Origin of the sequence: Bradyrhizobium sp. CSS354 (assembly GCF_029051725.1) — a bacterium.
Taxonomy (GTDB): Bacteria; Pseudomonadota; Alphaproteobacteria; order Rhizobiales; family Xanthobacteraceae; genus Bradyrhizobium.
On record NZ_JAACFU010000016.1, the window covers coordinates 126,153 to 138,213 of the forward strand.

Genomic DNA, 12,061 nt, shown 5'->3' on the forward strand with positions numbered 1-12,061 from the left:
CCATGTATGCGGCGCATCAGTGGATTGCTCGCCGTTTCAAGCCACGACCCAAACGGAAAGCAGAAAGCAGAGGCTCATGCCCACAATCGCTTTGGTCGACGACGACCGCAACATTCTCACATCCGTCTCGATCGCGCTGGAGGCCGAAGGCTATCGCATCATGACCTATACTGACGGCGCCTCCGCGCTCGACGGTTTCCGTACCACCCAGCCCGATCTTGCCATCCTCGACATCAAGATGCCGCGCATGGACGGCATGGAGACGTTGCGCCGGCTGCGGCAGAAATCCGACCTGCCCGTGATCTTCCTGACCTCCAAGGACGAAGAGATCGACGAGTTGTTCGGCCTCAAGATGGGCGCCGACGACTTCATCCGCAAACCATTCTCGCAGCGCCTGCTGGTCGAGCGCGTCAAGGCGGTGCTGCGCCGTTCGGCGCCGAAGGACCCGACCGTCACGCCGAAGGAGAACGACGCCAAGGCGCTCGACCGCGGCCTGCTGCGCATGGATCCTGAACGGCACACCTGCACCTGGAAGAACGAGCCGGTGACGCTGACCGTCACCGAATTCCTGATCCTGCAGGCACTCGCGACCCGGCCCGGCGTGGTGAAGAGCCGCAACGCGCTGATGGACGCCGCCTATGACGACCAGGTCTATGTCGACGACCGCACCATCGACAGTCACATCAAGCGGCTGCGCAAGAAGTTCAAGGTGGTCGACAACGAGTTCGAGATGATCGAGACGCTCTACGGCGTCGGCTACCGCTTCAAGGAAGCCTGAGGCGCACGCGCCTCCACGAAAGACTGAGAGCATCGCCGGTTCTGATTCCATCGGGACCGGGATGGCTCTAGGATGCGGGGACCTTCGCACGAGCTGTCCTAACGCGGGCGTGAGCATTGCTTGACCGAACGCAGCCTGACGAGAACCAGAACGCCGAGGACGTCACCGCCCACGGCGCTTCGGATCAATTGGCCGAGGACAAGCCGGCCGTGCGGGGCTGGCGTCCGCTGAACTGGCTGAAGCGCGCCGGGCAGTTCTTCTTCGCGCTTTCCTTTTCGAGCCTGACCCGCCGCATCGTCTCGCTCAACCTCGCCGGCCTCGTCGCGCTGGTGGCGAGCATCCTCTATCTGTCGCAATTCCGCGCCGGCTTGATCGACGCCCGCGCGCAGAGCCTGCTGGTACAGGCGGAGATCATCGCCGGCGCCATCGCGGCCTCCGCGACGGTGCAGACCAATGCCATCACCATCGACCCCGACCGGTTGCTCGACCTCAAGCCGGGCGAGACCTATGGCGGCTCGGACGAGTATTCCCCGCTGGATTTTCCGATCAATCCGGAGCGCGTGGCGCCGGTGCTGCGCACGCTGATCTCGCCGACCAAGACGCGCGCCCGCATCTACGACCCGAACGGCAGCCTGCTGGTCGACAGCCGCAGCCTCGAGACCGTGGTGCGCTTCCCCCTGCCGTCAGTCTCCGCCGAGAAGCCGGGCATCGTCGAACGCGGCATGGTCGCGGCCCGCACTTGGCTCAATCGCGGCGACCTGCCGCTCTATCGCGAGCTCGGGCCCGAGAACGGCAACGGCTATGCGGAGGTCGGCGACGCGCTCCAGGGCCAGAAGCGCTCGATGGTGCGGGTCAATGCGCGCGGCGAGGTGATCGTCTCGGTCGCGGTCCCCGTGCTGCGCTCGCGCGCCATCCACGGCGCGCTGATGCTGTCGACGCAGGGCGACGACATCGACCAGATGGTCACCGCCGAGCGCCTCGCCATCCTCAAGGTGGGCGGCGTCGCCGCAGCGGTCATGATCATGCTGTCGCTGCTGCTGGCCAGCACGATCGCAGGTCCGGTCCGCCGGCTCGCCGACAGCGCCGAGCTGATCCGCCGCCGGATCAGGACCCGGGTCGAGATTCCCGACTTCACCCGCCGTCGCGACGAGATCGGCCATCTCTCCGGTGCGCTGCGCGACATGACCAGTGCACTCTACAGCCGCATCGAAGCGATCGAGATGTTCGCCGCCGACGTCGCGCACGAATTGAAGAACCCGCTGACCTCTTTGCGCTCCGCGGTCGAGACGTTGCCGCTGGCGCGCAACGAGAACAGCCGCGCGCGCCTGCTCGAGGTAATCGAGCATGACGTCAAGCGGCTCGACCGGCTGATCTCGGACATCTCCGATGCCAGCCGTCTCGATGCCGAACTGCAGCGCCAGGATGCGATCCCGGTCGACCTGCGCCGCCTGCTGACGACGCTCGTCTCCGTCGCCAATGAAACCAAGCTCGGCCATGACGTCGCGGTCGAAATGCGTTTCGAGGGCCGCGGCCCGACTGATAATTTCGCCGTGACGGGCCACGATTCTCGGCTCGGACAGATAGTCTCCAACCTGCTCTCGAATGCACAGTCCTTCTCCGAGCCCGGCAACAAGGTGCGCCTCACCTGCCGCCGCGTGCGCGGAGAGATCGAGATCGTGGTCGACGACGACGGCCCCGGAATCCGGGATGACGCGCTGGAGCGCATCTTCGAGCGCTTCTACACCGACCGCCCTCATCAGGGCTTTGGCCAGAACTCCGGCCTCGGCCTGTCGATCTCCAAGCAGATCGTCGACGCGCATGGCGGACGCATCTGGGCGGAGAACCGTCCCGGCCCGGCGGACGAGGACGGAGCGCCGAGTGTCGTCGGCGCGCGCTTCGTGGTGAGGCTGCCGGCGCTATGAGCGACGGCGGCCCCAGCATTCACGCCTCGGCGGTCAAGGTTGGAGATCTGGCGGTGCTGATCCGCGGGCCCTCGGGCTCCGGCAAGTCGCGCCTTGCCTTCGATTTGATCATGGCGGGACGTAGCGGCGTGCTCGAAAGGGCCGTTCTGGTCGGTGATGACCGTGTCCATCTGGCGACAGTCGGCCGGGAAATTGAGGTCCGCCCCGCTCCGGTCCTGGCCGGGCTGATCGAGATTCGGGGGCTGGGAATCCGCCGCTGCGACTTCGTGGAGCATGCGACCGTCGGTCTCGTGGTCGATCTGGACGCTGCGGATGCGGAGCGGCTGCCGCCGGACGAATCCCTGAAAACAGCCATTTTAGGTGTCGAAATACCGCGAATCCCGATCGGCCGCGACTATTCGCCCCTCCCACTGGTTGTCGCGGCCTTGACCACTACCAAGAGTTCATCTTCCGTTAACCCTTCAGGCGATTGTTTGAAGGGAAATGGTAACCATATGAACCCCACACTCGCGACCGAATAGACCGGCGCAGCTCCCCTTATCCATCCGTCTAGATTCAGGGAGATACGCAACATCCCCTCTTGCGCGGGGGCTCTGGATGGTCAAAGTGGCGCGTTCGTGCGGTGCACCAAAAGCGCCCGCGAGGAGTTTTCCGATGATTGGTCTAGTACTTGTGACCCACGGGCGCCTTGCCGACGAATTCAAGGCAGCGCTTGAACATGTCATGGGCCCACAAAAGCAAATCGAAGCGATCACGATCGGCGCCGAAGATGATTCCGATCTCTGTCGAAGCGACATCATCGAGGCGGTTAACCGCGTCGATTCCGGCGACGGCGTCGCGATCCTCACCGACATGTTCGGTGGCACGCCGTCGAACCTGGCAATATCCTGCATGAGCCGGCCGAAGGTCGAAGTGCTCGCGGGCATCAACCTTCCCATGCTGGTGAAGCTCGCCAAGGTGCGCGAGGAGCGTCCGCTTCCCGACGCGATCGCGATGGCCCAGGAAGCCGGCCGCAAATACGTCACCATCGCCAGCCGCGTCCTCGCCGGCAAATGAGCGACGAGGCGCCGCAAGCCGGGACGGGCGTGCCCGCGGGCGCGATCTCCAAGGACCTTCTGATCATCAACAAGCGCGGCCTGCATGCGCGGGCCTCCGCAAAGTTCGTCCAGGCCGTCGAGCGCTTCAGCGCGCAGGTCTGGGTAACGCGCGGCGGCGAAACCGTCGGCGGCACCTCGATCATGGGCCTGATGATGCTCGCCGCCGGTCCCGGCACCACCATCACGGTCGCCGCTGCCGGCGATGATGCCGAAGCCGCGCTCGCGGCGATCACCGAACTCGTTGAAAGCAAATTCAACGAGGAAGGGATTTAGGCGGCGTCGCCTCGATCACTTCGGCGGCGCGATGTAGATGTTCCAGCTCATCGACGGACCGGCTTTGCCGTGGGTGAAACGGCGCGTCGTCATCACGATGCGCTCGGCGTTCGGCGCCACCTCGGACACCCATTTCTCGAACGCCGGCAGGCGACCGTCCGCAGGATCGAACACGCCGATGAAGCCGTATCTCTTGACGTCATCGGGCGAAATCAACCCGGACCCCCAGGCTTCGAGCGGCGTGAACGCGGCCGGATGATCCGCGCTGTAGAACACCATCGGCTGGATCGATTCCATGGTGCCGGCGACGACCGCCCAGCGCGAGGCGAAGCGCGCGTGCCAGGCCTGCGTCAGCTCGCGCGCGAGATCCGAGCGCGCGCCATAGGTCGCCGTGTTGCCGGCATTGGCCGCCATCTCGCGCGCGGCGATCCAGGGCGAGGCAGCGAGCGTGGCGACGCTGAGCACGAGCCAGATCGCGACAATGTTGAACAGCGCAGCACTCTGCACCCGCAAGGCCGGGATCGCGACCAGCGCGAGCGGCACCAGGAAGAACAGCGAGATGCCCCAATCGGTCTTCATGTAGATGCTGAAGGCCAGCGCGCCGAGCGCGGGGCCGACCGCGACGATGATCTGAATGAGCCAGACGTTGCGCGCCTGCGATAGATTCACGCCGGGATTCGCGCCGCGCGCCCAGGCCCGCGTGACGATGCGCAAGGGCGCACGCAGCAGCAGCAGCCTGAACCAAGGTGGCACCAGCGCCATCGCCAGCGCGGCCAGCGCCACCGGCAATGCCAGCAGCGCGACATTGTGCAGGGCATAGCCGGCCACCAGCTGATGCACCTGGCCGCTGTCCTCGAGGCTGTAGGTGTCGCCCGCATAGGTCAGCGGCACGAAATGCGCGTCCGCCAGCCAGACGATGTGCGGGATCATCGCCACCACCATTGTCGCGATCGCAACCCATGGCGCCGGTGACGACAGGAAACTCAATCGCTCCGGATGGATCAGCGCGGCAAGCCCGATGGCGCCGATCATGGTCAGCACCCAGTATTTGGTCATCAGCGCCAGCGCGCCGGCAAGGCCGAGCAAGACTCCGGACTGCCAGCTCCGCTTCTCGAACGCATTGAGATAAGCGAGCACGAGGAGCGGCAAGGTGACGAGCTGGAGCAGGTCGGGATTGTACTTGAAGCCCTTGAAATTGAAGATCGGGTAGAGCGCGACCATCACCACGACCAGGAACGCGCGCCGCGCATCGACCACACGCAGCGCGATGAGCCAGCAGATCACCATACCGGTACCGACGGTCGCCATCGCCAGCGCATAGGTCGCCCAGTCCGTCGGCGGGAACATCGTGAACCAGAGGCCGGCGACCCAGCCCGACAGCGGCGGGTGCTTGCCATAGCCCCACAGGAATTTCTGCCCCCATCCCCAGGCTTCTGCGACGTCCATGTGAACGTCCTGCGCGGCCTTGAGATTGATCAGGATGAAGGTCCAGAGCACCGCATGCAGGATGGCGAGCTGGATCACCTGCCAGAGGCGCGCCTCGGGGCGGGTCGCGCTTGCAACCAGCCAGGCCCGAAAGCGGGCATAGCTCACCCGGGTCTTCGCGCGCGCTCGGGCAGACGGGATCGAGGTCGTCGACATGGGCCTGGACATCAGGCGTTGCGTAGCGCGTTTCAGGCCGTCGTGGAATCAGCTTGGCGTGAACAAAGGCCCTGAAATTACAGCAATATGGTTGCCGCACGGGGATGTGAGTGGTATCCCGCGCCCATGACGACCGTCCCCATTTCCAACATCCGCAATTTCTCCATCGTCGCCCATATCGACCATGGCAAATCGACGCTGGCCGATCGCCTGATCCAGATGACCGGCGGCCTCACCGACCGGGAAATGGCGGGCAAGGAGCAGGTGCTCGATTCCATGGACATCGAGCGCGAGCGCGGCATCACCATCAAGGCGCAGACGGTGCGGCTTGCGTACAAAGCCAAGGACGGCAAGGATTACATCTTCAACCTGATGGACACGCCCGGCCATGTCGACTTCGCCTACGAAGTCTCGCGGTCGCTGGCGGCCTGCGAGGGTTCCCTGCTCGTGGTCGACGCCAGCCAGGGCGTCGAAGCGCAGACGCTCGCCAACGTCTACCAGGCGCTCGACAACAACCACGAGATCGTCCCGGTCCTGAACAAGGTCGACCTTCCCGCCGCAGAGCCCGAGAAGGTCAAGCAGCAGATCGAGGACGTCATCGGCATCGACGCGTCCGACGCGGTGATGATCTCGGCCAAGACCGGCCTCGGCGTGCCCGACGTGCTGGAGGCGATCGTCACCCGCCTGCCGCCGCCGAAGGGCGATCGCGATGCGACGCTGAAGGCGCTGCTGGTCGACAGCTGGTACGACGTCTATCTCGGCGTGGTCGTGCTGATCCGCGTCGTCGACGGCGTCATGAAGAAGGGCAGCCGCGTCCGCATGATGGGCACGGGCGCGGCCTATGACATCGAGCGCGTCGGCTTCTTCACGCCGAAAATGACGCAGGTCGACGAGCTCGGCCCCGGCGAGATCGGCTTCATCACCGCCGCGATCAAGGAAGTCGCCGACACCCGCGTCGGCGACACCATCACCGACGACAGGAAGCCTGTCACCGAAATGCTGCCGGGCTTCAAGCCGGCGATCCCGGTGGTGTTCTGCGGCCTGTTCCCGGTCGATGCCGACGACTTCGAAACACTGCGCGCCGCGATGGGCAAGCTGCGTCTGAACGACGCCAGCTTCTCGTTCGAAATGGAAACCTCGGCCGCACTCGGCTTCGGCTTCCGCTGCGGCTTCCTCGGCCTGTTGCATCTGGAGATCATCCAGGAGCGGCTGTCGCGCGAGTTCGATCTCAATCTGATCGCGACCGCGCCGAGCGTCATCTACAAGATGAAGCTCAACGACGGCACCGAGATCGAGATCCACAATCCCATCGACATGCCTGACGTGGTCAAGATCGCGGAGATCCAGGAGCCCTGGATCGAGGCCACGATCCTCACCCCCGACGAGTATCTCGGCAGCGTGCTCAAGCTGTGCCAGGACCGCCGCGGTGCGCAGAAGGAGCTGACTTACGTCGGCTCCCGCGCCATGGTGAAATACGATCTGCCGCTCAACGAGGTCGTGTTCGACTTCTACGACCGCCTGAAGTCGGTCTCCAAGGGCTACGCCTCGTTCGACTATCATCTCACCGACTACAAGCCGGCCGATCTGGTGAAAATGCAGATCCTCGTCAACAACGAGCCGGTCGACGCGCTCTCGATGCTGGTCCACCGCACCCGCGCGGAGGGGCGCGGCCGCGCCATGGTCGAGAAGATGAAGGATTTGATCCCGCCGCACATGTTCCAGATCCCGATCCAGGCGGCGATCGGCGGCAAGGTGATCGCGCGCGAAACGGTCCGCGCGCTGCGCAAGGACGTCACCGCAAAGTGCTACGGCGGCGACATCACGCGTAAACGGAAACTTCTGGAGAAGCAGAAGGAAGGCAAGAAGAAGATGCGGCAGTTCGGCAAGGTCGACATCCCGCAGGAAGCCTTCATCGCCGCGCTGAAGGTGGACAGCTGAGGCGAGCGCCTCGCCCGGCTCGAGCGAGACGAGACAGGTCTGGTCCGCGCTTTTCGGGACCGGACAATAAAAAACGCGAAAACAACCCCATGCACAGTAGCCGGCACGTTGTTGGCATTGGGTTTTTTTTCGAACTTCCGATTTTACGAAATCTATTTGACTCGTCGGGCAAAACAGGAGCATGATGCCATGATCGCAAGCCGTGGGATTGGCGAGCTGTTGTGTGCAGGCCTGCGATGTCGAGCTTTCAATGCTGAGGCGTGTGCACTTGATCGTTCCAGCTTCTTGAAGCGTGCGCAAAGCTCGTCACGCTGGCCGCGACGACGTAGGATCTGAACGAACATGACGACCTCGCTCGTTCACGCCTGCGACGTCTATTCTGCCCCTCCGGACGCGCTGCAGCGTGCAACGCTGCTGCGCAAAGCCGGGATCCAGCAAGCATGGCACCGCCATCGATGTGAAGCGTCTCGCCATTCATGAAGCGGTTGCTCATCAGGAAGACCACAGCGTTTCCGGCTTCCTGCGCCGTGCCAAGGCGGTGCAGCGGCAGCTTGTCCTTGAGAGCCGCCACGTAATCATCGCGGCCGTCGCCAAGTGTGCGCGCGAGCAGAGGCGTATTGATCGTTCCAGGCGACAACGTGTTCACGCGGAGCGGTGCCAATTCCAGGGCGAGGCCCCGGGCGAAGGCTTCCATAGCAGCCGAGGCGGCGGCAAGCACGGCGGTGCCGTATGCGTTTGGTCGGTCGGCCAAGGCTCCGGAAATGAAAGTGACTGATCCGTCGGCGGCAATTCGGCTTCCGAGGCTGCGCAGGACATGAACAGCCGCCCAGATGCGCTCATCGAAAGCGCGGCGCAAATGATTGACGTCCGCCGCAAATATCTTGCCCGCGACGAAACTGCCGGCAAGCAGAACGAGATGATCGACGTGGGGGATATCGGCTAGTGCGGCGGCGATCGTTTCAGGTTTGGTCACATCGGCGGAGCGCCAACCGGCGAACCCATTCTCGGTGGCAACCCGCTCAGCTCCCGCGGCACCGAGCCCGATAACGATGACTTTGCCACCGGCTGCGTGGGCCTGTTGGGCCGCGGCAAGGCCAATTCCCGACGTACCACCGAAAATGACGACGGTTTGGTCCTTGAGAGAGCTGGAGGGCAAATCGGTCATGAAGGCGGTCCTTTCGAAGGGCAGCGCCCAACGCGCGGCCGATGGACTCAATCTAGACGCCTCGGTTTTGCTTGATAATCCGGCACATTGTCGGCTCTATTATGCCGCCATGGAACAAATCAGCCTCGACCGACTGACCGGACTTATCGCCTTCGCCCGCTCCGGATCGCTTGGCAGCTATACCGCCGCCGCTCGCGCTCTCGGCGTCTCGCCTTCGGCCGTCAGCAAAAGCGTTCAAAGGCTGGAGCAGCGTCTTGGCCTCCGCCTGTTCAGCCGAACCACCCGCTCGCTGACCTTGACCTCGGAAGGCCGAGATCTGCACGAGCGGACACTGCGCCTTTTGCGGGAAGCGGATGCGATCGAACAGGCGGCATCTGCCGCGCGGTCCGAGCCCTCTGGCGTTTTGAGGATTGCAGCGCCTCTGCCGATCGGCACCCATATTCTCGCCGCGGCGTTGCCGCGCTTTCGCAGTCGCTATCCAAAACTTGCGATAGACCTGCGGCTCGGCGATCAGTTCGTCGATCTTATTGAAGAGGGCATCGATGTGGCGATCCGCGTCGGCGAGCTTGCCGATTCTCGGCTGATCTCACGGCAACTCGCGCCTCACCGCATCTGCGCATTCGCGTCACCGGAATATCTGGCTCGGCGCGGAACGCCGATGAGCCCGCACGAGCTGGTCAATCATGACTGCGTAAACTTTCGCTTCCAGAGTTCGGGGCAGATTTTTCGGTGGCCTTTGATCGTCGGGGACCGCTCGATCGAGCTCGTTCCCGATGCCGGGATCATCACCGACGTCAGTGATGCCGTCGCCGTGGCCATTGCGTCGGGTGGCGGTATCGGCATTACGCCCACCTACGTCGCAGCACCCTACGTGCGGCGAAAGGAGCTCTTGCCGGTGTTGCAGAATTTCGCCGTTCCGAGGACCAACATCACCGCACTTTGGCCGGAAAGTCGACGCGGCAATCCCAATGTGACGAGCTTCATCGCGTTCTTGTCCGAAGTCTTCACGTCGCGACCTTCATGGGACGACGTGGTCGCCAAAGCCGGTCAGGATGTCGAGAGATGAAGCTTGCAGTCTCGCCAACGCCCGCCGGGGACCGTTAACAGAGGCGACGGCTGCCTTCCAACGTCGCCTTCTGCCCGATCGCGTTGAGAACGCCAGGGGCGGCGCTTCATGGCCTCGTTGAACTCGAACGTTCACGCCGCATCAGACCTGCCGCGCGCGACAAACGCATCGCCCTTGTCGTTCGGGCAATTACAGTTTCCGGGCGCAATTCGCCTGCTCGCGGCTGATACCGCTCAGTTGTCGGCCACCTCATACCCGTGCCTGTCTCCATATCCGATCAGGTTGCGCCGAAGCGTCGCCAATCGGCAGAGACTTTGCTAGACCTGTGACGCAAGGCTAAATGCCTTTACGCCGGAGGCAACGTCACCCCCGTCAACTCGCCCAGTCTGTCGAGAAGTCTCTCCTGAAAATCGCGGTCCGTCGCTTCGTGCGCCGGCTCTTGGCGCCGGAGGTCATGCCAGTAATGACCGCTGACCAGGGCGGCGGGATCGTCGCTCACGGCAAGCCAGGTCTGCGTCCTTTGTCCGGTGGCCACGCCGACCGGCGCTCCGGCACCGCCCATTTTGGTGCGCGCCCAGCCGGGATCGACCGCGTTGCTCAGCACCTGCGGCCAACGCCGCGCCAAGGCAAAGGCCAGTGCGACCATGTGCAGCTTGCTCTCCGCGTACGCCTTGGCCGGATCCCAGGTTCGCTTTGTCCAGTCGAGATCGCTCAACGATCCCTCTCCGCCGCGATGTAGTCCGCTGCTGAGATAGACCAGGCGATCGGGGCGTATCATCAGGGCGCTGAGCAAATAGGGCGCGAGCGTGTTGACCGCCAGGGTGGTGGCGTGGCCCTCGGGCGTCGGGCCGCGGCTGCGCTCGGTATAGACCCCGGCGTTGTGGATGACCGCGTCCATTCGCCCGATTGCGTTGACCTGATCTGCCACGTGCCGGGTCTGGGCGGCGCTCTTGAGGTCGCCGATCACGACCCGCGCGGAATGCGATTCAAGCCCGGCGATTGCCGCCGCACGTTCCGCTGATCGCGCGTGCAGGACCACCTGGTGGCCCTGTTCGAGGAGAGACTGGGCAGCTGCCCGGCCCAAACCGTCCGTACTGCCCGTGATGAAGACGATTGCCATTGCCGCTCCTGTTCGATTCCCCGCTTCGGTGCCTCCGTCGAAAGCTCAAGGAGAATGCAACATGTTCGACTGATCATGCCGTGGCGCAAAGAGCGCCGAACGAAGACATCAGAACCGAACAATCTTCCAGGACGCGCATTAACATTCGATAAGTTAGGAATGACCGCATGTCGAATTTCGTCATGCTGCTGGTCGAGGACGACTCGCTCCAGCGCGAAGTTCTATCCGACCTTCTCAAGGACGAAGGGTTCGAAGTCGTCGAATGTGCCACCGCAGAAGCGGCGGAGCTTATCGTGGCATCGACGGGCACGGAGCTACGGGCGCTCATCACCGATCACAACCTCGCGGGGAGAATGACCGGGCTCGAGCTCGCAGAGTACGCTCGCAGTGCCCATCCCGGACTCAACATCGTGCTGATGTCCGGGACGGTGATGGCGCCGCTGCCGCCCAACACGACCTTCTTGCACAAGCCGTTTGCGCCCGCCCATTTGCTGGCGGCCGTTTAGAATCAGAACATCCTCGGAGGTCATCCGCCCGAATTTTCTGCGCCGACGGCGTTCTCGCTCTCCGGCACCGTCAGCCGGACAGAGTGACCCTGCCGCATGGCGAGCGATGCCGCCGCAACAGCCGCCTCGAAAGCGGCTTCCTTGGTCTGGTAAGTATTCCGGATTTCGCCATCGTGGTCGACGTGCCAGGCGCCGTCCCTGCCAACAATATCATAGGCTGCGAGGCCCATAATCTATCCCTCCTTCATGCGTCCGGTGTTGCCTCGGACGCCTGGGTGCTGCTCACCGGGTCCGACGCCGGGAAACTGTCCTTCAAGCCCTTTTCCAACTCGTCGTCCTTGGCTTTGTCGCGTCGGATGCCACGCTTGAGATCTTCCGCGTTCTTGTCCGGCGGTGCCGGATCGAATTTCTCGGTCATGCAAGTGTCCTTTCGCTATCTCAAACGCCTGGAGCTGATGACCGTTCCTTTCAAGGAACCAACGCAATCGCGGTTTGCTGTCGAATGGAGAAACCAGAAAGCGCGTGCAGCGCAGTGCTCTTTCATTCAGGTTGCGT

At 63.6% G+C, this 12,061-nt stretch carries 13 protein-coding genes and 1 pseudogene; 9 read left to right on the top strand and 5 right to left on the bottom strand.

Annotated elements, in window-relative coordinates; translation table 11 throughout:
* Window positions 1-76 precede the first annotated feature (76 nt).
* The 5 genes from GWG67_RS29915 to GWG67_RS29935 all read left to right on the top strand — a co-directional run bounded on the left by GWG67_RS29915 (window position 77) and on the right by GWG67_RS29935 (window position 4,070).
* Window positions 77-778 (top strand): response regulator transcription factor, encoded by a 702-nt coding sequence (locus tag GWG67_RS29915; protein ID WP_007597749.1) that lies wholly within the window; start codon window positions 77-79, stop codon window positions 776-778.
* A gap of 116 nt (window positions 779-894) precedes the next feature.
* A complete protein-coding gene (locus tag GWG67_RS29920; protein WP_275172899.1) occupies window positions 895-2,700 on the top strand; it encodes a sensor histidine kinase in 1,806 nt (601 codons plus the stop codon).
* On the top strand, window positions 2,697-3,221 hold the full coding sequence (locus tag GWG67_RS29925; RefSeq protein ID WP_275172900.1) for an HPr kinase/phosphorylase: 525 nt from the start codon (window positions 2,697-2,699) through the stop codon (window positions 3,219-3,221). The genes GWG67_RS29920 and GWG67_RS29925 overlap by 4 nt, the downstream gene beginning before the upstream one ends.
* 133 nt (window positions 3,222-3,354) lie before the next feature.
* The gene (locus tag GWG67_RS29930; RefSeq protein WP_007597752.1) at window positions 3,355-3,756 is read left to right on the top strand and encodes a PTS sugar transporter subunit IIA; all 402 of its coding nucleotides are present in this window, start codon (window positions 3,355-3,357) and stop codon (window positions 3,754-3,756) included.
* Window positions 3,753-4,070, top strand: coding sequence for an HPr family phosphocarrier protein (locus GWG67_RS29935; RefSeq protein ID WP_007604995.1), 318 nt, complete (start codon window positions 3,753-3,755; stop codon window positions 4,068-4,070). The genes GWG67_RS29930 and GWG67_RS29935 overlap by 4 nt, the downstream gene beginning before the upstream one ends.
* Before the next feature lie 15 nt (window positions 4,071-4,085).
* Here GWG67_RS29935 and GWG67_RS29940 read toward each other — a convergent pair whose 3' ends face one another.
* The gene (locus GWG67_RS29940) at window positions 4,086-5,711 is read right to left on the bottom strand and encodes a glycosyltransferase family 39 protein (RefSeq protein WP_275172943.1); all 1,626 of its coding nucleotides are present in this window, start codon (window positions 5,709-5,711) and stop codon (window positions 4,086-4,088) included.
* A gap of 126 nt (window positions 5,712-5,837) precedes the next feature.
* Here GWG67_RS29940 and lepA point away from each other — a divergent pair, with 126 nt between their 5' ends.
* The gene (gene lepA / locus GWG67_RS29945; RefSeq protein ID WP_275172901.1) at window positions 5,838-7,649 is read left to right on the top strand and encodes a translation elongation factor 4; all 1,812 of its coding nucleotides are present in this window, start codon (window positions 5,838-5,840) and stop codon (window positions 7,647-7,649) included.
* A 247-nt stretch (window positions 7,650-7,896) separates the two neighbouring features.
* Here lepA and GWG67_RS29950 read toward each other — a convergent pair whose 3' ends face one another.
* A complete protein-coding gene (locus tag GWG67_RS29950) occupies window positions 7,897-8,814 on the bottom strand; it encodes an SDR family oxidoreductase (protein WP_275172902.1) in 918 nt (305 codons plus the stop codon).
* Between the two features lie 109 nt (window positions 8,815-8,923).
* On the opposite strand from GWG67_RS29950, the gene GWG67_RS29955 reads away from it, so the two are divergent.
* Complete coding sequence (locus GWG67_RS29955) at window positions 8,924-9,880, top strand: LysR substrate-binding domain-containing protein (RefSeq protein WP_275172945.1); 957 nt, start codon at window positions 8,924-8,926, stop codon at window positions 9,878-9,880.
* A gap of 98 nt (window positions 9,881-9,978) precedes the next feature.
* Window positions 9,979-10,107: pseudogene (locus GWG67_RS29960) on the top strand (TetR family transcriptional regulator); the annotation flags it as partial.
* Window positions 10,108-10,226: 119 nt separating this feature from the next.
* On the opposite strand, the gene GWG67_RS29965 reads toward GWG67_RS29960, so the two are convergent.
* Complete coding sequence (locus tag GWG67_RS29965) at window positions 10,227-11,000, bottom strand: SDR family NAD(P)-dependent oxidoreductase (RefSeq protein ID WP_275172903.1); 774 nt, start codon at window positions 10,998-11,000, stop codon at window positions 10,227-10,229.
* A gap of 167 nt (window positions 11,001-11,167) precedes the next feature.
* Between GWG67_RS29965 and GWG67_RS29970 the strand changes: the two genes are divergently transcribed.
* Window positions 11,168-11,506 carry a response regulator gene (locus GWG67_RS29970; protein WP_275172904.1) on the top strand — a complete coding sequence of 113 codons (339 nt, stop codon included), beginning with the start codon at window positions 11,168-11,170 and terminating at the stop codon, window positions 11,504-11,506.
* A gap of 20 nt (window positions 11,507-11,526) precedes the next feature.
* Here GWG67_RS29970 and GWG67_RS29975 read toward each other — a convergent pair whose 3' ends face one another.
* Window positions 11,527-11,736: a hypothetical protein gene (locus GWG67_RS29975; protein ID WP_027514367.1), complete on the bottom strand. Its 210-nt coding sequence runs from the start codon at window positions 11,734-11,736 to the stop codon at window positions 11,527-11,529.
* A 14-nt stretch (window positions 11,737-11,750) separates the two neighbouring features.
* Window positions 11,751-11,924, bottom strand: coding sequence for a hypothetical protein (locus GWG67_RS29980; protein WP_275172905.1), 174 nt, complete (start codon window positions 11,922-11,924; stop codon window positions 11,751-11,753).
* Window positions 11,925-12,061 lie beyond the last annotated feature (137 nt).